The sequence below is a fragment of the Kumtagia ephedrae genome, from assembly GCF_003012745.1.
Taxonomy (GTDB): Bacteria; Pseudomonadota; Alphaproteobacteria; order Rhizobiales; family Rhizobiaceae; genus Kumtagia; species Kumtagia ephedrae.
Genome location: NZ_PXYK01000013.1, coordinates 90279 through 111551, shown reverse-complemented (window position 1 = coordinate 111551; position 21273 = coordinate 90279). Strand labels below are relative to the sequence as shown.

Sequence of the window (21273 nt, the reverse complement as noted above, 5' to 3'; positions counted from 1 at the left end):
CTCTCCGCTCGGGCGCCTGCAGGCAGGGAGAGGTCGATGGCCGGCAAAGAGAAATTTCCGATCGTCGGCGTCGGCGCCTCAGCCGGCGGCATTCCCGCCATGGAAGGGTTCTTCAGGGGCCTGCCGGGCGAAGCCGGCATGGCCTTTGTCATCGTCACCCATCTCAGCCCAGAGAGAGAGAGCCTTTTGCATGAGGTCGTCGGGCGCTACACCGACATGCCGGTCGCCGTTGCCGACGACGATATGCCGGTCGAGGCGGGCAGCGTCTATGTAATGCCGCACAACGCGGTCCTCACTCTCGAGAAGGGCCGGCTGCGCATGCGCCGGCCAAATGCGCTGAACCGCGAACGCAAGCCGATCGACATTTTTTTCAGCTCCCTGGCAGCCGACCAGGGGGAGTACGCGGTCGGCGTCATTCTTTCCGGTGGAGACGGGGACGGCACCCTTGGCGCCAAGGCGATCAAGGAACGCGGCGGCCTGACCATCGCCCAGACCGCCGACGAGTCCGGACCGCGCAATCCGGACATGCCGCAGAGCGCTATCTCCAGCGGATTGATCGACATCGCCGTCCCCGCCGACGAGATGGGTGAGAAGCTGCTGGCGTTTGCCGACAGTTTTGTCGTTCTCGATGATGTCGTCGAGGCCAACGGCAAGCGGGAGGCGGCGGAGCTCGAAAGCGCCCGCGACGAAATCTACCAAATCCTGCGCGGCCATTCCGGGCACGACTTCTCCGGCTACAAGACCAAGACCTTCCTGCGGCGAGTGAGACGCCGCATGCAGGTCAGCCAGATAACGAGCCTTCCCGCCTATATAGAGCGCCTGAGAGACGACCCGGGGGAGGTCATGAACCTCTTTCGGGATCTGCTGATCAACGTCACCAACTTCTTCCGCGATCCGGAGGCATTCAAGCTGCTCGAGGAGATCGTCATCCCGAAACTCTTCGCGGACAAGAACGCGACCGACTCTGTGCGGATCTGGATTCCTGGCTGCGCCACCGGCGAGGAGGTTTTCTCGATCGGCATCCTGATGCGCGAATACATGGAAACGCTTTCGGTCGTCCCGAAAGTCCAGATATTCGCCACCGATATCGACGAGCCGGCGCTGTCGGTGGCCCGCGCCGCTCGATATCCGGCGGGGTTGATGGAAGGTCTGTCGCCGGAGCGCAAGGAGCGCTTCTTCAAGGTCGAAGGGGAAGCCTACGTGCTGACCAACGAGGTGCGCGAAATCTGCATCTTCTCGCCCCACAGCGTCATCAAGGACCCGCCATTCTCCCGCATGGACATGGTCTCGTGCCGCAACTTGCTGATCTATTTCGGTCCCGACATCCAGAACCGGGTCATCCCGATCTTCCACTATTCGCTGAAGCCCGGCGGATATCTTTTCCTCGGCACGTCGGAAAGCATCGGCCAGCACGGCGATCTCTTCGTCACCGTCGACAAGAAGCAGCGCATCTTCCAGGCGCGCGAGCATGTATCGCCGGCCGCGCGCCTTCCGCTTCTGATCGGCGAAGGGCGCAACCCGGCCGCCGCGAACGAAGCAAGCGACGCCAAGCGCGGCCTGTCCGGCTATCCCCTGCGCCAGGCGGTCGAGTCGCACGTGCTCGAGCGGTTTTCGCCGCCGCATGTCGTCGTCAACTCGGAAGGCGACGTCGTATATTATTCGGCGAGGACCGGCCGGTACCTGGAGCCGCCGCAGGGCGCCCCCAGCCGGCAGCTGCTCACCATGGCACGGCGCGGACTGCGGCTCGAACTGCGCGCCGCCCTGCGCGAGGCCGTCACGACGCGCCGGATGGTCACGCGCGAAAACGTGGTGGTCGACGATACGGACGACCATGTGGAGACGGCAAGGATCACCGTCGAGCCGATTGCCGAGCGCGGCAACGGCGAACCGCTCTATCTCGTGCTGTTCGAGGCGATGGCCCAGCGGCGCGACCGCGCCGAAACGGATGGCGATGGCCGGTACGCGGATGGAGCGGCCGACCTCGAACGCGAGCTGCGCGACACCAGGGAGCGCCTGCAATCGACGATCGAGGAATACGAGACGGCGCTGGAGGAGGTTAAATCCTCCAACGAGGAACTGGTGTCGGTCAACGAGGAGGCGCAATCGACGAACGAGGAGCTCGAAGCGTCGAAGGAGGAGATGCAGTCGCTCAACGAGGAGCTCAACACGATCAACGTCGAGCTCACCGGCAAGATAGAGGAGCTCGACCGGGCGAACAGCGACCTCCGACATCTTTTCGAGAGCACCCAGATCGCGACCATCTTCCTCGACCGCAACCTGATGATCAGGACGTTCACGCCGGCGGCTTCGTCCTTCTTCAACCTGCGGCCGTCGGACATAGGAAGGCCGCTGACCGAGTTGTCGAACGAACTGGACTATCCCGGCATGCACGCGGACATCCAGTCCGTCTTCGATACCGGGGAGCCGATTACGCACAGATTGGCGCGGGACCGGCAGGGGAGATACTACCTCGTGCGGCTCATCCCCTACCGCGACCAGGCGGCGCGTCCGCAGGGCGTCGTAGTGACGCTTGTCGACGTGACCCTGCTCGCCGAGGCGGAGGAGCATCAGAAGGTGCTGATCTCGGAGCTCAACCATCGCGTCAAGAACATGCTCGCTGTCGTCACCAGCATCGTCAACCAGACGATAGAGACCTCATCGACCAAGGAAGAGTTCGCCGAGGCGCTGCTTGGACGGGTGCATGCGATGTCGCGTGCCTATGCCGTGCTGTCGCGTGAAAACTGGACCAACGCCTCGGTCGAGCAGATCGTCGGCCAGGAAGCCGAACCCTTCGGCACCGAACGCTTCGCGCTGTCCGGGCAGACGGTCAAGTTGAAGCCGCAGCAGGGTCTGTCGCTCGGCATGGTGATCCACGAACTCGCGACCAACGCGGCGAAATACGGCGCGCTGAGCATGACGGATGGCAGGGTCGAGGTTCGCTGGTCGGTAGAGGATGGGCGGTTTCACCTGAACTGGCGCGAAATCGACGGTCCGCCGGTCGGGCCGCTCAAGGAAAAGGGTTTCGGCCTTTCGCTCGTCCATGGCGAAATCGAGTACCGCCTCGGCGGCAGCACGGAAACCTTATTCGATCCCAAGGGTTTAGAGGTAAGACTATCGTTTCCGACCGATCCATAGGATTCAAATGGCCGTTCGTCTCCGTATCCTGATCGTCGAAGACGAATGGCTGATCGCGGAAGATCTTGCCGATGCGCTCAGGCGGGCCGGCCACGATGTCGTCGCCAGTGTGCCTTCCGTCCGCGAAGCGCTCGTAATCGCCGATCGCAAGACCATCGATTTCGCGCTGCTGGACGTGCAGCTCAACAACGAGACGAGCTACGCCATCGCGGACTCATTAACCGGCAAAGGCGTGCCGTTCGCTTTCCTGACGGGATATGCCGAAGGGTCTCTTCCCCTGCGTTTTTCCGGCGTGAAGATGTTGCAAAAGCCGGTCGGCAACCACCTTCTCCTCAACATTCTGCCTGCGGTTGGCGAGGCAGGCGCCCCAGGCTTGTGACTGCGGCGCGCAGGAACAAATGCCGCCGCTCATGGTTTTGGCCTGACAGCCAGGGAGCAGCGTCATGTCCAGGCCGAAGCGCTCGACCGAAGAGATAGAGGAAATCGCCGCCGCGCAGACCGCCGCATTCCTGAGGCGCGCCTCGATCACCTATCTCGAATGCTGCATCAGCCTGATGCTGACCCATCTTTCGCGCGAGGAGGTCGTCCATATCCTCTCGCAGGAAGCGCGCATGCTGCAGCAGCTCGATTGACGCCCGGCCGCGGCCCAACTCCCGACGCAAGCCTAAACACCGGCGGTTCATGACTTCCGCGCCGATGCGTAGACGCGGTCGAGCACTTCCGATACCTGAATCAGCCGTTCGGCCTCGGCATCGAAGCCGCAGCCTGCCGCCAGCCGCTCCGCCCAGTCCACGGCGGCCCGACCGCCCCAGGCGTCCGGCGGCGACAGCAGGGTCTCGCTCCGCGTTCCCCGCCGAAGCTCGGCGACGAAGTCGTAGAACGAGCCGCCGACATTGGAAAAGACAAGCGTGCCCTCGGTCCCGTAAAACGTCGCCGAGATCACTGCTTCGCAGCCGGCATGGAGCCGCCAGGAGCAGGCCAGCCGCGCGGTCGCGCCGCCTTCAAGCCCGAGCGTGACGACCGCATAGTCTTCGACTACGTCGGTTTTTCCGGAAATCCGGCTTCCGCCGGCAAAAAGATCGGCCGAAACCGTGTCGACCGCCGGAAAATCGAGCGTCCACAGCAAAAGATCGACGAGATGGACGCCCAGATCCATCACGCAGCCTCCGCCCGACAGTTCCGGGTCGTAGAACCACGGCTTGTCGGGGCCGTAGGCATTGTGGAAGACGAGGTCGGCGGCGAACACGGCGCCGATGCTGCCTATGCGATCGCGGACGGCCTGCATCGCCCTTGTGTGGCGGTAGGAGAGATCGACGGCGATCAGGCGGTCGGCGCGGCGGGCCGCGTCGAGCACCGCGGCGACTTCGCGGGCGTCCCGCCCGAGCGGCTTCTGACAGAAGACGGCCACACCGGATTCGAGCGCCCGGATCGATTGCCGGGCGTGAAGCGCGCTGGGCGTCGCGATCAGCACGCCGTCCGGGCCGGTGTCCAGAAGCGCTTCCAGCGTGTCCATCATGGCCGCATCCGGGGCAAGGTCGCGCGCGGCAGCCGCCATCTGGGCAGAGGTGTCGCAGATCGCGCAGGCCTCGCCGAGGCCGGCATCCAGGACAGCCTGCATACGGTGCCGGCCGATCCATCCGACGCCGAGAAAGCCGAGACGTGGCTTGGGCGCCATGGCCCGGGCCGCCGCGTGCACGCCGGTCACGACATCATCACCAGGGCCTTGACGAAGCCCTCCGGGTGGTCGCGCGTGGCGTCCAGGGCTTCGCCCAGCCGCGCGAGCGGATAACGATGGGTGTAGAGCGGTTCCGGCGACAGGATGCCGGCCGCGACCGCTTCGATGGCCTCCCCGATGCCGCGGATGTACATTCCGGGGTCGCGCTCATGCGCGTTGATGACGTCGATGCCCTTCCAGTTCCATTGCTGCATGTCGACCGTCCTCGGACCGTCCTGGTGATAGCCGGCGACGACCAGCCGGCCGCCCTCGCGCACCAACTCGCCGGCGAGATCGAGCGGCCACTGCTTGCCCGTCGCCTCGATGACGCGATCGCAAAGCCGGCCCGCGGTGATGTCGCGGACCCGGGCGACGACCGCGCCGTGGTCTTCCATCGCCACCGTTTCGGCGGCCTTCATCCGCGTCGCGAGGTCGAGCGACGACCTGCGCCGGGAGACGGCGATGACGCTCGCCCCCGACTGGGCGGCAAGCCGCGTCAGCAGGGCGCCGAGAAAGCCGATGCCGACGATCGCGACATGCTGGCCGGCCTGGATGTCGCTGCGGCGCAGGATGTTCATGGCGCAGCCGAGCGGCTCGCCGGGGAAAGCCCGCCCGTCGAGGAACGGCGGCAGCTTCGCCACCGCGTCGGCCGCGCCGACATCATATTCGGCATAGCTGTGGGTGAAGAGCGTGGCGACGCGATCGCCGACGGCGACGGTGCTCACGTCCGGCGCCAGGGCATCGACCACGCCCCAGCCTTCATGCCCGAGCGCGCCGGGTTCGGTCGGATAGGTCATCCATTCGGGGCCCTGCCAGGGCGTGACGTTGGAGGCGCATACGCCACAGCCCTCGAGACGTACGCGTATCTGGCCCGGGCCGGGTTCTGGCAGCGGGACGTCCCGCATCACGGCCTTCCCCGGCGCGGTGATGACCGCCGCCTTCATCGTTCGCCGGGGAGCTGTACGCAATTGCCCGGGCCTTTCCAGCAGTTCCAGCTGCAAGGGATGCTCCGTCAGCTTGTCGAAACGCCGCAAGGCGGCTTGGGCGATGGACGTCCAGAACCGGCAAGCCGAAGGAATGTTCCACCTTCTGCTCCCGCGGCGGCGGCCGGAGCCGGCATTGACGTTTTCGGGGGAACAAGCCGCCGGATACGCGGTTGGCATGGCTCACCAGAGGCTGCCGCATGAAGCCATCCCGCCCCGATTGCCGGCTTGAGACCGTCGGGGCGGAGCATGGTGCCATGCTCGCGCCACCCCGGCGCGGAGCGGCGTTGCGATGAGCCCCGCAAGGAGCGACGATGCCGCTTCGAAGGGCGGCAAGGACGGCATCGGCCGGGCGCTCGGCCTGGGCCTGATCACCGGCGCCGCGGACGACGACTGCTCCGCGATCGGCACCTACGCCAGCGCCGGGGCGCGTTTCGGCACGGACCTGTTGTGGACGGCGCCGGCGACCCTGCCGATGATGTTCACCGTGGTCTACCTGTCGTCCAAGCTCGGCCAGGTGTCGGGCCGCGGCCTGTTCCATGTCATCAGGGATTTTTATCCGCGCTGGCTGCTGTGGGCGGTCCTGATCGGCGTGCTGATCGGCAACACGATCGAGGCGGCGGCGGATCTCGGCGGCATGGCGGCGGCGATCAACATGTTCGTGCCGGTGCCGATACCCGCGATCGTGGTGCTGGTCGCCATGGCCATCTTCGCCCTGCAGATATTCGGCTCCTACACGCTAATCCGCAACGTGTTCCGATGGCTCGCCCTCGCGCTGCTCGCCTATGTCGGCTCGGCGCTGCTTGCCAGGCCGGATCCCTGGGCCGTGCTGAGCGGCACGCTGATCCCGAAGGTGGAATTCACGCGCGAGTTCCTCTCCATTCTCGTCGCCATCATCGGCACCACCCTGTCCGCCTATCTCTACACCTGGCAATCGAACGAGGAGGTGGAGGAGGAGATCGCCGAGGGAAGGAAGACGCTGGAGGAGCGAAAGGGCGCGACGGCGGGCGAGTTGCGGCGTTCCCGCAGGGACATCCTGCTTGGCATGACCTTTTCCAACCTCGTCATGTATTTCATCATCCTGTCGACGGGCTCGACGCTCTACGAGGCGGGACAGAACGAGATCGAAACCGCGGCCCAGGCGGCCGAGGCGCTGCGGCCGCTGGCGGGTCCCGCCGCCAGCGTGCTTTTTGCCGCCGGCATCATCGGGGTCGGCTTCCTTGCTGTCCCGGTCATGACCACAGGCGCCGCCTACGACCTGGCCCAGGCTGTCGGCTGGAAGGCGAGCCTGCATGCCAAGGCCGGGGAAGCGCCCAAATTCTACATCGCCGTCGGGATGTTCACGGCGATAGCGGTGGCGCTGAATTTTCTCGGGTTCAATCCGATGAAGGCCCTGGTCTGGTCGGGCATCGTGCAAGGCTTCTCTACGCCGCCGCTGCTTCTGCTCATCATGCTGATGACGAACAACCGCCGCATCATGGGCGACCAGGTGAACGGCATCGGCACGAACGTCCTCGGCTGGGTGACGACGGCCGCGATCTTCTCGGCGACCATCGGCCTGGTGGCGACCTGGTTCATCTAGGGTGTGGACAGGGCCCGGCCGTTCGCACGCCCTTTGGCGGCGACTGGCGGTGACATGCTTACGGCAGCATCAGCGCTGGTCGCGGGCGAGGTCCGGCCTGGTGTCTGAGCGTTCGATCATCTTCGGTGCGTCGGCCAGAAGCCGGCTAACGAGACACAGGCCGCCGGCGAGGTAGACCACCGCGCCGACCAGCAGCATGACGACGCCGCCGAACTGCTGGTCCTGCCCGGCGTCGAGAACGATGCCGAAGCAGGTGACTTCGCCGCTTCCGTAGAGCGGGCGGGGGCTGAGGGCCAGCAGGGCACCGAGCAGGGTCATGTGGATCGAGGTCAGGAGCAGCGCGCCGGCGCCTGCCGCCGCATGCGTCCGTTCGGCAGGCGCCGCGAAACTGGTGGACCACAAGAGGATGCCGGCAAGGAGGAACGTCGCCTGCTCCGCGGCCGTCGCGGCCAAAGAGGTTTCGGCCACGGCGCGCATGGCGGGGGCGTGCCAGCCCCAGACGGCGACCAGTTCGAACAGCGAAGCCAACACCGGCAGCGCCGCCGGCATGTTCGGGCCGGGCTGCCACTTCGCGGGCAGGCCGATGGCGATGAGCGGCGCGGCGATCGCGATCACGCCCATATGGGCGAGCATGTGAGCGGCAAAGGAGTCGCGCCATGCGCCGAGCAGCGGACCCAGCCAGATCAGCGCGAGCAGGAGCAGGCCGAGCGGCAGCGCGAGACGCTTCATCGCAGGCACTCGGTGACGAACAGCGCCGGAAGCGCGGTGAAGATGACCGCGACGAAGCTGAGACCCGACAGAAGCAGCGTCGCGTAGCCCTGGAACAGCGTGCGGTCGCGCCGGGTGGGGTCGTCATGCGGCGGGTCGTCCGTGCCGAACCCCCACTGCCGCCAAGCCAGCATCGCCGACATGACGATCATGGCCAGCGCCAAGGCGGTGACGACCGCGATGGCGACGCGCAGATTGTCGAAATCCGTGCCGAGGAAGCCGGGCTTCTCGCAGAAGATCGCCGCTCCGACATAGCAGATCAGGAAATGCAGCGCCCATACGACCGGGGCGGTGAACAGGGTCCACAGCGTCTCGAGCTGCCTGGGCAGGAGGTGCCACATCACAGCGCCTCCGGGAAAAGGCCGACGACGCCGAAGGTGACCAGCGCCGTCACCAGCATGAAGTGCCAGTAGAGAGCGACATTGTGCAGGTCCATGTCGTGGCGCGGGGTGAGCCGTCCGGCAAGGCTGCGCGCCAGGCAATAGACCTGCATGATGATGCCGACCGCGCCATGCACCGCCGCCCAGATGACGAGGATCCAGACGATCGCCGGATAGACATGCGCCGTCGGGTCCATGCCGCTCGCCCACGGGCCGGTCAGCGCGGCGCCGCAACCGGCCGCGGAAAGCAGGGCTCCGGCGACTAGCAGCGCCCGCGCCGCGAACACCGCGCCGCGCCGGTTTAATTCGCGTGCGCCGACGGTCGTCGCCCAGCCCGCCGCAAAGAGGCCAAGTGCGGCGAGTGGCCAGAAGGCGCCGGGGCCGGCAAGCCCGCCTGTGAAATCGGAATGGATCGTCCAGAAGAAGAAATAGCCGAAGACGAGGCTGGCGAAGGCGGTGCCGTCGCCGGTCATGGTGATGAACATCGCCCACCAGCCGGCGGACTTCACGCCCGAGGCATAAAGCGGCAGGCTGATGCCGTGGCCGATGTGCTTTTCCTCCTGCTCGGGAATCTCGCCGGTGCCGGTCCATAGCCACCACAGCACCGCCGCGACGAAGGCGACGCCGGCAAGACCCGACACGATCCACCACTTGAAGGTGAGCGCGACGAAGACCGTGCCGAGCAGCGCCGCGCTGACGATCGTCACGTAGGCGGTGCCGCCGACCCGCAGCACCTGTTCCGGCTCGGCATCGAGCACCGACGTGACCAGCGTTTCGCGGCGCCCCTCGCTGGCGTCGGGCAGGTACCATTCGCCGGCCCTCACCGCGCGGGCGAGATCCTTCTGGTCCCACAGCGGATAGCGGCTCTCGATGCGCGGGATCGAACGGACGCCCCAGTTCTCCTCCGGCTCGCTGATCCATTCCAGCGTCCCGGCGTTCCAGGGGTTCTGCTCGCCGCGCGGCTTGTTGCGCCGGTGCAGCGTGACGTCGACGACGACGGCGAACATGCCGATGCCGAGCACCACCGCGCCCATTGTGGACACGAGGTTCAGCCAGTCCCAGCCGATGTCGGCGGGATAGGTGTAGACGCGCCGCGGCATACCGCGCAGCCCGGCGAGGTGCATGGGGAAGAAGGTGATGTTGAAGCCGGTGAACATCATCCAGAAGGCGAACCGGCCGACCCGGTCCGACATGTGTTTCCCGTCGATCAGCGGGTAATAATAGTAGAGGCCGGCAAAGACCGGGAACAGCATGCCGCCGATCAGCACGTAGTGCAGGTGTGCGACGATGAAATAGGTGTCGTGCGCCTGCCAGTCGAACGGCGCCAGCGCCACCATGACGCCGGTCAGGCCGCCCATGACGAAGATGGCGATGCCGCCCATGGCGAACAGCATGGGCGTGGAGAAGATCACCCGCCCGGCCAGCATGGTCGCGATGAAGACGAAGATCTGTACCGCGGTCGGGATGGCCACGGCCTCGGAGGCGGCCGAGAAGAAGGCGAGCGAGATCTGCGGCAGGCCGGTCGCGAACATGTGGTGGACCCACAGGCCGAAGGAGAGGAAGCCGGTGCCGACCGCCGCCAGCACGATCCAGGAATAGCCGACGATCGGGCGACCGGCGAAGGTGGGCACGATCATCGCGAGCAGGGCGATGGCCGGCAGGAAGATGATGTAGACCTCCGGATGCCCGAAGATCCAGAACAGGTGCTGCCACAGGAGGGGATCGCCGCCGCGCGCGGCATCGAAGAACGGCCAGTCGAACATGCGCTGCATCTCGAACAGCAGGTCGCCGGCGATCAGCGGCGGGAAGGCGAAGACGATCATCCCAGCGACGATCAGCAGGTACCAGGCGAAGAGCGGCATGAGATTGACGCGCATGCCGGGCGCCCGGCACTTCATGATGCCGACGATCAGCTCGACCGCCGCGGCGAGCGAGGCGACCTCGATGAAGGAGAGGCCGAGCAGCCAGATATCGGCGCCGATACCCGCCTGCTCGGAGGTGGCCAGCGGCGGATACATGAACCAGCCGGTGGAGGGCGCGGCGCCGAAGAAGATGGAGCCGCAGACGAAGACGCCGCCGATCAGGAAGCTCCAGAAGCCGAAGGCGCCGAGCCGCGGGAACGGCATCTCGCGGGCCCCGAGCATCGGCGGCAGCAGGAAGATGGCGACCGCCTCGAAGATCGGCACGGCGAACAGGAACATCATCACCGTGCCGTGCAGCGTATAGGCCTGGTTGTAGAGATCCGCGGAGATCAGGTCGTTCTCGGGCACGGCCAGCTGGGCGCGCACGAGCAGGGCAAGCAGGCCGGCAAACAGCATGAAGGCGAAGGCGGTGGCGCCGTACCACAGACCGATCTGGTAGTTGTTGACCGAGGTCCAGTAGCGCCATCCGGACGGGTTTTCCCAGACCGCGCGAAGCTGTTCCTCCTCCGCCTTCCTGTCACGTTCCTGGCTCGCCACCTCGCTCATTGCAGCCCCTTCAGCCATGCCGCGATGCGGGCGAGTTCGTCCGCCGACAGATGCGTATAGGCAGGCATCCGGCTTCCATGCTTCAGCGACGCGGGATGCACGATGAAGCGCTCCAGGGCTTCGACGTCATTCTCCAGAAGGCCGGCGCCGATGGTCAGCCGCGATCCGACATGCGAGAGGTCGGGACCCGCCGTCGACTGCGCCTGGGTGCCGTCTACGCGATGGCAACTGCCGCAACGCTCGCGCTCGAACAGTCCGCGCCCGGCTTGGTTGGCGCCGAGCCCCTCGGACGGCCGGCTGCGCGCCGCGAGCCATGCCTCGAAATCCGCCGGCTCCATGGCGATCGCCGGGAATGCCATATGCGCATGCGAGATGCCGCAGAACTCGGCGCACTGGCCGCGATAGGTGCCGGCCTTGGTGGCGAGCAGCGACAGCCTGTTGGTGCGGCCGGGGATCAGGTCCATCTTGCCGCCCAGCGCCGGAATCCAGAAGGAATGGATCATGTCGGCGCTGGTGAGCGAAAACTCGACGCGCTCGCCGACCGGCAGCCTGATCTCGTTGGCCGAGATGACGCTCGTGCCGTCGGGCCGGCGGTAGGCGACGTGCCACCAGAACTGACTGCCGACGACCTCGACGCGCAGCCCGGCCCGGTCGGGGTCGGCGAAAGGGCGCAGCGACGGCATCAGCCACAGCGCGTAGGCGAGAAGCGCCGTCAGCACCGTCACCGGCAAGACGCCGCCGGCCCAGGGGATGAGCCGGGCAGCCGCCTGCTCGGAGATCGGCTCGCGCTTCCAGCGCGACGCGTAGAGCGAGAGGAGGACGACCAGGGCCCAGATGACCAGCCCGCCGATGGTCATCACCCAGAAGAGCGTCGCGACCTGGCTCGCTTCCTCGCCGGCCGGGTCGAGCGCCGACTGCACGCCGCCGCAGGAGGCGACGACGAGGCAAGCCGCCAGCAGGGCAACGGCGCGCAGCAGTCCTGCCCGCCGGGCGGACGGGGGAACCGTCGAACCGTCTGTTGTGCGCCTGTTGCTGTTGATGCGCGACTCCGTGGTCCCCCCGCAGGTTCAGTTCATTCGTTCATCGCGCGGCCCCGCGCTATCCTTGCGGCCCGAGGCCTTCCGCGAGCCGCTTCCTGAGATCGGCGACATCCGACGCCGAGACCGGGCCTCCATGGTTGCCCCAACTCGACCGGACATAGGTGGCAACGGCGGCGATCTGCGCATCGGTCAGCTTCCAGTGGAACGCCGGCATGGTGAGCGGCGTCGGGTGCGCCTTGGTCGGCACCGCCCGGGCGCCCTCCAGGATGACGCGGATCACCGTCGTCGCGTCCTCGTTGTTGACCTTGCCGGAGCCGGCCAGCGGGGCGAAGAAACGCGGCACGCCGGAGCCGTCCGAGACGTGGCAGGCGCTGCAATTGTCGAAGTAGATGGCCGCGCCGGCCTCCATCACCGCCCGGTCCGGCGCGGGCGGAGCGGCCCGCTCCTCGCCTTCCATATCCTTGAGGTAGACGGCGATGGCGCGCAGGTCCTCGTCGACCATGTGCTGCGTCGAAAGCTCGATCACCTCCGACATGATCGAGAACGCCGCCGTACGGGCGTTGCGGCCGGTCTTCAGGAACTCGACAATGTCGTCCTCGCTCCAATGCGCCAGGCCGCCGTTCGCTCCGCCGCGTATGTCGGGCGCCGCCCAGTTCTCCAGCTGCCCGCCCATCAGGTGCCGGTCTTCCTTGTCGGCCCCGGCCAGGTTCTTCTCGGTGTGGCAGCCGGCGCAGTGTCCCGGCCCCTCGACCAGATAGGCGCCGCGATTCCACTGGTCGGACTTCCGCGGATCGGGCTGGAACGGCTCGGGCCGGAAGAACATCCATTGCCAGCCGGCCAGCGACACCCGCCAGGACAGGGGCCAGGGCAGCTCGTTGTCCGGCTTCTTCTTCTTCACGGGCGGCAGGGTCGACAGGTAGTCGTAGAGGGCGTCGACCTCGTCCCGAGGCATCCTGGCGAAATGCGGATAGGGAAAGGCGGGGTAGAGGCGCGACCCGTCCGGCGCCATGCCCTCATGCATGGCGCGCCAGAAATCGTCGCGCGACCAGCGTCCGAGGCCGGTTTCCGGCTCGAAGGTGATGTTGGGCGTGTAGATCGTACCAAACGGCGTCTCCAGTCCGCGGCCGCCGGCGAAGGGCTCGTCGCCCGGCTCCGTATGACATCCCTGGCAATTGCCGGTGACGAGCACGTAGCGCCCGCGCTCGACCTGCGGATACAGGGTCTCCTGGGCGCGCGCCGGGAGCGGCTCGCCGACGAGAGCGCCGGCGAGCACGGCGGCTGAACAGCAGGCCATCCTCATGCCTGCACCAGGGGGCCGGGGTTGCGGAGATAGCGGGCGCGGATGGCGTCGGCCGACCAGTAGGCGAGCGCAGCGACGGTGCCGGTCGGATTGTAGCCGGCGTTCTGCGGGAACACGCCCGCACCCATGACGAACAGGTTGGGCACGTCCCAGCTCTGCAGGTAGCGGTTGACGACGCTGTTGGAGGGGTTGGTGCCCATGATCGTGCCGCCGGTATTGTGCGTCGTCTGGTAGGGCATGGAGTCGTAGGGGCCCTCGCGCGGGTTCAGCCTGATCTCGCGCCCGCCCATCCGCTCGGCGATCTCGCGCACCCGCTCCGTCAGGAAGACCGACATCGCCCGGTCATTGGCCGTGAAGTCGAAGGTCATCCGCATCAGCGGGCGGCCGTAGACGTCGGTGTAGGTCGGATCGAGGTCGAGATGGTTGCCGGCATGGGCCATCGAGGCGCCATGCGCGCCGACATTGGTCGACTTCAGAAAGTTCTCGGCCACCGCCTTCTTCCAGGCTGAACCCCAGGTAGGCGTGCCTTCCGGCGTGCGCTGCCGCTCGATCGGACGGGAATGCGTGGTCCAGCAGGCGATGTAGCCGCCGCCGATGAAGCCCAGCCCGGAATGGTCGAAATTGTCGCCGTTGTAGTCGTCGACGCACATGCCGAGCGCGCCGGCGCCGACGAACTCGTTGGTGTACTTGTCGTCGAAGAACACGTCCGCGCCGGACATCACCTGGTAGCAGTAGTTCTTGCCGACCAGTCCGTCCCCGGTGGCCGGGTCGTAGATCTCGCCGATTCCCGACAGCATCATCAGCCGCGTGTTGGATAGCTGGTAGGCGCAGAGGATGACGAGGTCCGCCGGCTGCTCGTATTCCTCGCCGTTCTGGTCGACATGGATGACGCCGGTGGCGCGACGGCCGGTCGAATCGAGCTTCACCTGAAGCACCTCGTTGTGGGTCTTCACGGAAAAGTTCGGCTTGCGCATCAGGACCGGCAGGATGGTGGTCTGCGCGCTGGCCTTGGAATAATTGCCGCAGCCATATTTCTCGCAGAAGCCGCAATAGGTGCAGGGAGCGAGCTGGCAGCCGAGCGGGTTCACATAGGGCTGGCTCATGTTGGCCGACGGCCCGGGAAAGGGCTTCAGCCCAAGCTCCCCGGTCGCGGCCTCGAAACGGTGCTGGGCAAAGGTCATATGCATCGGCGGGTTCGGGTATTCGGCGCTGCGCGGCCCCTCGAACGGGTTTCCGCCCGCGCGGATTTCACCGTTCAGGTTTCCCGCTCTGCCGCCGATGCCGCACAGCTTCTCGAACCGATCGTAATGCGGCTCGAGCTCGTCATAGGTGACGCCATAATCCTGGACGGTCATCTCCGGCCCGAGCGGCCCGTAGCGCCCGGCATTGTGGCTGGCGGCGACGAAGTCGCTGGGCAGGAAGCGCCAGGTCTGGCCGTTCCAGTGGACGCCTCCGCCGCCGACGCCTTCGCCCGGCAGGAAGGAGCCCCAGCGCCGCATCGGCAGCGCCGTCTCACCGCGGCTGTTGCGGAAGGTCAGCGTCTCGCGCGCCGTGGACTGGAACATCTCCTTGCGCCAGTACCAGCGCAGCTCGTCCTGGGCGACCGTGGTGGGGAAGTGGCTCGGCGTGTCGCGCCAGGCGCCCCGCTCTATGGCCAGCACCTGAAGCCCGTCCTGCGTCAGCTCCTGTGCCAGGATCGCGCCCGTCCATCCGAACCCGACGAGCACGACGTCTACCGGCGGAAGCTTTCGCGTCATCCTGTTTCCTCCTGCCTGCCGACCCTTGCGGGGGTGGGGTCAATCGACGTTCCATGCCGCCCGGCCGGACAGGCCGACGGGCTCGATCGAGATCGCCGCTCCGTTGTGGTTGAGATAGTCGCGGTAGTCGTAGCGGGCGCCGGGGAAGCCGACGAGCCGCCAGCCGATCATGTCGCGGTTGCCGCCGTGGACCGGATCGCAGAAGAAGCCCTCGATCGTGGTTTCCTGCAGGAGGGCGAAGAAGGCGGACGCCGATACCCCCGCGAATTCGAGGTCTTCGCCCTCGATCCGACCGAGGATGGCGTCCTGCTCGGCCTCGGACAGATCCGCGAAGAGGCGGTCCTGGAAATGCGCCCGACAGTGGGCGTCGAGTTCGGCCAGAGCAGCGCGATAAAGACCCGCCGGCGGTTGCTCGCTTTGATAACCCTGGGTTTCGAGGCCGTCGGCGAACGGGCCCATCATATACCAGCGCTCGCCGCGGCCGAACGGCCCGGCCAGCTGGTCGTCGATGAAATCGACGACGCCGGCCTCCCGCGCCCCCGGCCCCAGCTCATCCGCCGGGATCAGCCTCGCCACAAGCGCATCGACGCACCGTCGTTCCGCGGCCGTGAAGAAGCGCTGGCCGCCGAAGCCGCGAGGCGCGGGCGAGGTGCCGGCAATCCATGGAATGGAACCTGAGAGGGTTTTCGACAGGGCGCTCGGAACGATTACAGGCGCGCTGCCAAGCAGCGCCGCCACCAATATCCGTCGTCTCGAAACCCGCGTGCCCGCCAAACGTCCTCACTCTCTGTCTTGAGATGAGCGTAACCTCGCGACGCCGACAAGGTTCCGGAACGAATGGCATTTTCCGGTATTTCCAATGAAGGCCCGGCCGCAGGGGGGCCGGCCTGGCCCGCGGCGGGACGATGCCCCTCCCGGCGGAAAGCCGTGACGAGAAGCGTGACCGGAGAAGCGTCGAAGGCGAGCAATGGCTAAAAAGATAACCGGCTATTCGCGCCCGCAAGTGGCGCTGCATTGGATCGTCGTCGTCCTGGTCGCCTTTCAGTTCCTGGCCCATGACGGCATGGAAGCCTCCTGGCGGGCGTTCCTCAACGACGAGCCGCCGCCGGCGGGCCGGGTCGTGCTGACATACATGCACATCGCCGCGGGGTCGCTCGTGCTGCTGCTGGCGCTGGCCCGCATCTATCTGCGGTTCACCCGAGGAGCGCCCGCGCCGCCAGCCGACGAGCCGCGCCTGCTGCAAATCGTCGCCGAGGCAGTGCACGGGTTGATCTACCTGCTCCTGCTGGCGCTGCCGATAACGGGGGCCATTGCCTGGTTCATCGGCCTGGAAACGGCAGGCATCGTGCATGAGAAGCTGCAGACGATCCTGCTTGTCGCCATCGCCCTCCACATAGCCGGCGCCTTGTTCCAGCATTTCGTCCGGCGATCGACCGTGCTGATGCGCATGTTCAGGCCGGAGCACTCGTGACGGTGCTGGCGGCGGAGGAGGGGCCAGGCGCCTGCGGTGCTACGGGCGATGGACGCGCATGTGCGTTCGCCGGGCGAAGCTCAGCCAGCAATCGCCAGCGCCTCCAAATTCAGATTGCGAGAGTGGATGAAATCTCTGAAGAACATTGGCGCGCCCGAAGAGATTCGAACTCCTGACCCCCAGATTCGTAGTCTGGTGCTCTATCCAGCTGAGCTACGGGCGCGCAGAGGCTGCATGTGATGCAGCCAGCAGAGCCGGTCGCCGACCGGCCCGCAAGCGAGACAGTCCCTAATGGGTGGCCGCGAGAAAAGCAAGCGGCCCCGCAAAACTTTTGCCGACACGCACGACGGCATCAGCCGGAACCTTTCGGTCCGTCGCGGCAAGCCGATCTTGCCGCGCCGCCCCGCGATGAGCGGTCCACGGTCAGGAAGGCGGCGGCGCTGCGCGGAAATTCGTGAAGGTGCTTGCTCCGGCGAAGGGCGGATCGCCCGGCCGCCGCCACGGCTTCGATGGTCGCCTCGCCGCGATCCGTCAGGCGCGGCGCTTGAGGCCGCCGCGTGCGTCGTCGAGCCGCACCGGCTGGTCGGGGATGGTGACGGCAAACACCGTCCGCCCGCCGCGGCTCTCGACGAGCTCCAGCGCGCCGCCATGCGCCCGCACCAGCTCCTGGGCGATGGCGAGCCCCAGACCCGTGCCGCCGCTGCGGGCGGCGCCGCGAAACGCCGCGAACAGATTGTCGCGCGCCTTCTGCGGCAGGCCGGGCCCGGTGTCGGCGACGAGGATGCGGCTGACGCTGCCCTGCCGCTCGGCGGTGATGCTCAGCCGGTTGACCGCCGCCGCGTCGGTCTCGGACGCCATCGCCTGGACGGCGTTGCGGCACAGATTGGTGAGCACCCGGAAAAGCTGCTCGGAATCGGCGTCGACCTCGAAGGTCGGATCGACGCCGTTGACGAACTCGACGCCGTTCTCGGGCTCGATGCCGAGCAGGCTCTGCACATCGTCCACCACCTGCCGCAGCCGCAGGCGCCGCCGCGCCGGCGCCGGCTCCTGGGTGCGGCCATAAGCGAGCACGCCCTCGGAATAGGAGACGGCGCGGTCGAGCGCGCGCAGGAGCCGCGGCGCCAGCGCCTGCACGGTCGGGTCCTTCACCGTGCCCAGCCGGTCGGACATGAGCTGCGCCGAGGCCAGGATGTTGCGCATGTCGTGGTTGATCTTGGAGACGGCGAGCCCGAGATCGGCGAGGTGCTTCTGCTCCCCCAGCGTCCTCTGCAGGCGGATCTGCATGTCGGCCAGCTCGCGCTCGGCGACGCCGATCTCGTCGCCGCGGCTTTCCGGCCGGATGATGTGGCCGGGATCGTCGGGCCGGCGCGAGAAATCGAGCATGGAGCGCGTCATGGTGCGGATCGGCCCGATCATGATGCGGTCGATGGCATAGAAGACGAGGGTCGCGGTAATGAGCGAGATCAGCAGCGACAGCAGCGCCACGTTGCGCGAATAGGCGAGCATCGCCATGCGCAGCCGGCTGTCCGGGATGACCAGCTCGAACTCCTTGGCGCTGTCGCCCACCTTGCCGAAGACGCGCAGCATGCGCCCGCCGCCGGCGACCAGCGTGTCGAGCGCCCCCGCCATCGCCCGCACCGGCCCGATATTGGCGAGGTCGATGTGCTCGTCCACCTCCGGGGGCATCTCGGCCACCACCAGAAGACGCGACACGCCGTCGTCGCGCACCGCGATCGCCTTGGCGCCGATCGCCATCAGGACCTCGTCCTGCATCTGCCGCGACAGGCTGTTGGCGTCCTCCTCGACCAGCACGATGGAGAGGGCCGCGGCCGTTCCCAGCCGCTCCTCCAGCCAGTTCAGGCGGAAATTGGCGATGGAGGGAAAGAAGATGAGGATCTCGGCGATCAGCACGAAGCAGGCGGTGAGCACCAGCAGCTTGGCCGACAGGCCGCGCGCCAGCGGGACCGTCCTGTCGGCCTCCGCCCGGGCCTCCCCGGCCTCCCGCTTCGTCTCCAGCTCGCTCATGCGGCCGTCCGTCCAGTCGAGGGCGCGCCGCCCTCCCGCTCCAGGCGGCGCAGGCGTCGAGCCGCAGCGCCGGCGGCCGCACCGGGGCCGCTTGCGTTAGAATAGGTGACGGGAGCGTGTTTGCCAAATTGGCCTATCGAAGGACACGCGGGATCCCGGCGATTGACTTGGCGGGGGGCACCCCCTATAAGCCCGCCACGCTCGGGCCCGGCGTCCGACGCAGGCCTTTCTGCGTCCCGCAACTGCCCGGCGAAGCTCCTGTTACCTGGTGACAGAACCAAGAAGGGCCGCACGCCGCGGTATTAAAACAAATGAAGCGTACCTATCAACCGTCCAAGCTCGTCCGCAAGCGCCGCCATGGTTTCCGCGCCCGCATGGCCACCAAGGGTGGGCGTGGCGTCGTCGCCGCGCGCCGCAACCGTGGCCGCAAGCGCCTGTCCGCCTGAACGGGAGGCCGGCGCGTTGCCGGTTCCCGGCATCCCCCAGCCCGTCGCCCCCGCGCGCCTGCGCAAGCGGGAGGAGTTTCTGGCCGTCCGGCGCGGTGAAAAGCGCCGCGGGCGGCTTTTCCTGCTGGAAGTGCTGAAGCGCGGCGACGAAGCGCCGCCGCGCGTCGGCTTCACCGTCACCAAGAAGGTGGGCAACGCCGTGGTGCGCAACCGGGTGCGGCGGCGGCTGAAAGAGGCCGTGCGCGCTCATGCCGCCCGTGACATGGCGCCCGGCCACGACTATGTCATCGTCGGGCGCGAGGATGTGCTTGCCGCGCCCTTCGACCATCTGGCCGCCGAACTGGCGCGCCGCGTCCGCGCAAGGCTCTAGGTATCCGATGGAAAACAACCGGAATTTCTTAATCACCATCGCCTTGTCGGTGCTGATCCTGACGGCCTGGCAGTTCTTCTACATGAACCCGCGCATCGAGGCGCAGCGCGAGGCGGCGCAGGTCGAGGCCGAGCGGGTCAAGACCGAGCAGCAGGCGGCGCAGCCCGGCGGCGTCCAGGCTCCCGTGCCGCAGGGCGCGGTTCCGGGCGTGCCCGGGACCGACGGCACCACCGAAGCCGGCCGCGACCAGGCGGTCGCCGCCACGCAGCGCGTGAAGATCGACACGCCCAGCCTCTCCGGCTCGATCAACCTGGCCGGCGCGCGCCTCGACGACCTCCGGCTCAAGGACTACCGGCTCACCGTCGACCCCAATTCGCCGACCATCGAGCTTCTGAACCCGCAGTCGCTGCCCAACGGCTTCCTCGCCGAGATCGGCTTCAGCGGCGGCGCCAAGGGCGAGTTCCCGGATTCCGAAACGGTGTGGACCGTCGAGAGCGGCGAGATGCTGACGCCGTCGACCCCTGTCACCCTTGCCTGGTCGAACGACAACGGCCTGACCTTCCGGCGCACGATCAGCGTCGACGCCGACTACATGTTCACCGTCACCGACACGGTGAGCAACAACGGCACGGCCGAGGCCAATCTCCACAATTACGGAATCGTCCGCCGCTACGACAAGCCGCTGCACGCCGCCGCCTACGTCCTGCATGAGGGCCTCATCGGCGTCACCGGCGAGGAGGGCCTGCAGGAAATCAGCTACTCGACGATCGAGGACGACAAGGAGATCAAGCCGGGCAAATCGAGCGACGGCTGGCTCGGCATCACCGACAAATACTGGGCGGTCGCCATGGTACCGTCCGCCAAGCAGTCGTTCCAGCCGCGCTTCGCCTATTTCGCCGACGGCCGGCCGCGCTACCAGACCGACTTCCTGACCGACGCCATCCAGGTGGCGCCCGGACAGTCGGCCACGGTCGAGACCCTGGTGTTCGCGGGGGCCAAGGAAGTCGCCCAGATCAACGGCTACGAGGCCGACCGGCAGATCCGCCAGTTCAACCTGCTGATCGACTGGGGCTGGTTCTATTTCATCACCAAGCCGATGTTCTGGCTGATCGACAACCTCTACAAGCTGCTCGGCAATTTCGGCCTGGCCATCCTCGCCACCACCGTGCTGGTCAAGGCTGTCTTCTTCCCGCTCGCCAACAAGTCGTACGTGTCGATGGCGAACATGAAGAAGGTGCAGCCGAAGATGCTGGAAATCCGCGAGAAATACGCGGACGACAAGATGAAGCAGCAGCAGGCGATGATGGAGCTCTACAAGACCGAGAAGATCAATCCGATCGCCGGCTGCTGGCCGATCCTCATCCAGATTCCGGTGTTCTTCGCCCTCTACAAGGTGCTCTACATCACCATCGAGATGCGGCATGCGCCGTTCTTCGGCTGGATCCGCGACCTCGCGGCGCCCGATCCGACCTCGCTGTTCAACCTGTTCGGCCTGCTGCCCTTCGCGGTTCCGGAATATCTGCACATCGGCGTGTGGCCGCTGATCATGGGCGTCACCATGTTCCTGCAGATGCGCATGAACCCGACGCCGCCGGACCCGACCCAGGCGATGATCTTCAACTGGATGCCGCTGGTCTTCACCTTCATGCTGGCGTCGTTCCCGGCCGGCCTGGTCATCTACTGGGCCTGGAACAATCTGCTGTCGATCCTGCAGCAGGGCGTGATCATGAAGCGGCAGGGCGCCAAGATCGAGCTGTGGGACAATCTCGCCGGCCTGTTCAAGCGAAAACCGACGCCCGCCGAATAGCGGATCAGAGGGCCCGTCGCGTGCGGG

The 21273-nt window shown here is 66.8% G+C and carries 18 protein-coding genes and 1 tRNA gene; 8 read left to right on the top strand and 11 right to left on the bottom strand.

Translation table 11 applies throughout. From position 1 onward, the window contains the following. Positions 1-36 precede the first annotated feature (36 nt). From C7I84_RS14965 to C7I84_RS14955, 3 genes are all read left to right on the top strand, one after another. Entirely contained in the window at positions 37-3135 is a 3099-nt protein-coding gene (locus C7I84_RS14965; RefSeq protein ID WP_106773000.1) for a CheR family methyltransferase, read from the top strand. A 7-nt stretch (positions 3136-3142) separates the two neighbouring features. Continuing rightward, on the top strand, positions 3143-3514 hold the full coding sequence (locus C7I84_RS14960) for a response regulator (RefSeq protein WP_106772999.1): 372 nt from the start codon (positions 3143-3145) through the stop codon (positions 3512-3514). A gap of 64 nt (positions 3515-3578) precedes the next feature. After that, positions 3579-3767, top strand: coding sequence for a hypothetical protein (locus tag C7I84_RS14955; RefSeq protein WP_106772998.1), 189 nt, complete (start codon positions 3579-3581; stop codon positions 3765-3767). A 47-nt stretch (positions 3768-3814) separates the two neighbouring features. Here the strand turns inward: C7I84_RS14955 and C7I84_RS14950 are convergent, their stop codons facing one another. Next, on the bottom strand, positions 3815-4810 hold the full coding sequence (locus C7I84_RS14950) for a Gfo/Idh/MocA family protein (protein WP_106773052.1): 996 nt from the start codon (positions 4808-4810) through the stop codon (positions 3815-3817). 26 nt (positions 4811-4836) lie between these two features. Next, positions 4837-5793, bottom strand: coding sequence for an MDR/zinc-dependent alcohol dehydrogenase-like family protein (locus C7I84_RS14945; protein WP_106772997.1), 957 nt, complete (start codon positions 5791-5793; stop codon positions 4837-4839). 331 nt (positions 5794-6124) lie between these two features. Between C7I84_RS14945 and C7I84_RS14940 the strand changes: the two genes are divergently transcribed. Then, complete coding sequence (locus C7I84_RS14940) at positions 6125-7414, top strand: NRAMP family divalent metal transporter (RefSeq protein ID WP_106772996.1); 1290 nt, start codon at positions 6125-6127, stop codon at positions 7412-7414. Positions 7415-7483: 69 nt separating this feature from the next. Here the strand turns inward: C7I84_RS14940 and C7I84_RS14935 are convergent, their stop codons facing one another. The 7 genes from C7I84_RS14935 to C7I84_RS14905 form a co-directional block, all read right to left on the bottom strand. Then, positions 7484-8143: a cytochrome c oxidase assembly protein gene (locus tag C7I84_RS14935; protein WP_106772995.1), complete on the bottom strand. Its 660-nt coding sequence runs from the start codon at positions 8141-8143 to the stop codon at positions 7484-7486. After that, positions 8140-8523, bottom strand: coding sequence for a hypothetical protein (locus C7I84_RS14930; protein ID WP_106772994.1), 384 nt, complete (start codon positions 8521-8523; stop codon positions 8140-8142). Before C7I84_RS14930 ends, C7I84_RS14935 begins: the two co-directional genes overlap by 4 nt. Continuing rightward, the gene (gene ctaD / locus C7I84_RS14925) at positions 8523-11030 is read right to left on the bottom strand and encodes a cytochrome c oxidase subunit I (protein WP_106772993.1); all 2508 of its coding nucleotides are present in this window, start codon (positions 11028-11030) and stop codon (positions 8523-8525) included. The genes C7I84_RS14930 and ctaD overlap by 1 nt, the downstream gene beginning before the upstream one ends. Then, entirely contained in the window at positions 11027-11950 is a 924-nt protein-coding gene (gene coxB, locus C7I84_RS14920) for a cytochrome c oxidase subunit II (RefSeq protein WP_106772992.1), read from the bottom strand. The genes ctaD and coxB overlap by 4 nt, the downstream gene beginning before the upstream one ends. Positions 11951-12128: 178 nt before the next feature. Beyond that, positions 12129-13364 (bottom strand): c-type cytochrome, encoded by a 1236-nt coding sequence (locus C7I84_RS14915; protein WP_165816087.1) that lies wholly within the window; start codon positions 13362-13364, stop codon positions 12129-12131. Between the two features lie 2 nt (positions 13365-13366). After that, entirely contained in the window at positions 13367-15127 is a 1761-nt protein-coding gene (locus C7I84_RS14910; protein WP_106772990.1) for a GMC family oxidoreductase, read from the bottom strand. A 39-nt stretch (positions 15128-15166) separates the two neighbouring features. Further along, positions 15167-15865, bottom strand: coding sequence for a gluconate 2-dehydrogenase subunit 3 family protein (locus C7I84_RS14905; RefSeq protein ID WP_207771007.1), 699 nt, complete (start codon positions 15863-15865; stop codon positions 15167-15169). 229 nt (positions 15866-16094) lie between these two features. On the opposite strand from C7I84_RS14905, the gene C7I84_RS14900 reads away from it, so the two are divergent. Continuing rightward, positions 16095-16598 (top strand): cytochrome b, encoded by a 504-nt coding sequence (locus C7I84_RS14900; RefSeq protein ID WP_106772988.1) that lies wholly within the window; start codon positions 16095-16097, stop codon positions 16596-16598. Positions 16599-16744: 146 nt separating this feature from the next. Here C7I84_RS14900 and C7I84_RS14895 read toward each other — a convergent pair. Both C7I84_RS14895 and C7I84_RS14890 read right to left on the bottom strand, forming a co-directional pair. Continuing rightward, a tRNA-Arg gene (locus C7I84_RS14895) sits at positions 16745-16821 on the bottom strand. A 308-nt stretch (positions 16822-17129) separates the two neighbouring features. Beyond that, positions 17130-18623 carry a sensor histidine kinase gene (locus C7I84_RS14890; protein ID WP_106772987.1) on the bottom strand — a complete coding sequence of 498 codons (1494 nt, stop codon included), beginning with the start codon at positions 18621-18623 and terminating at the stop codon, positions 17130-17132. A gap of 311 nt (positions 18624-18934) precedes the next feature. Between C7I84_RS14890 and rpmH the strand changes: the two genes are divergently transcribed. The 3 genes from rpmH to yidC are packed head-to-tail and all read left to right on the top strand — an operon-like array spanning position 18935 to position 21246. Further along, the gene (rpmH, locus tag C7I84_RS14885; protein ID WP_008833937.1) at positions 18935-19069 is read left to right on the top strand and encodes a 50S ribosomal protein L34; all 135 of its coding nucleotides are present in this window, start codon (positions 18935-18937) and stop codon (positions 19067-19069) included. A gap of 16 nt (positions 19070-19085) precedes the next feature. Next, positions 19086-19439, top strand: a complete 354-nt coding sequence (rnpA, locus tag C7I84_RS14880) for a ribonuclease P protein component (protein ID WP_165816078.1) — start codon at positions 19086-19088, stop codon at positions 19437-19439. A gap of 7 nt (positions 19440-19446) precedes the next feature. Then, positions 19447-21246, top strand: a complete 1800-nt coding sequence (gene yidC, locus C7I84_RS14875) for a membrane protein insertase YidC (protein WP_106772985.1) — start codon at positions 19447-19449, stop codon at positions 21244-21246. Positions 21247-21273 lie beyond the last annotated feature (27 nt).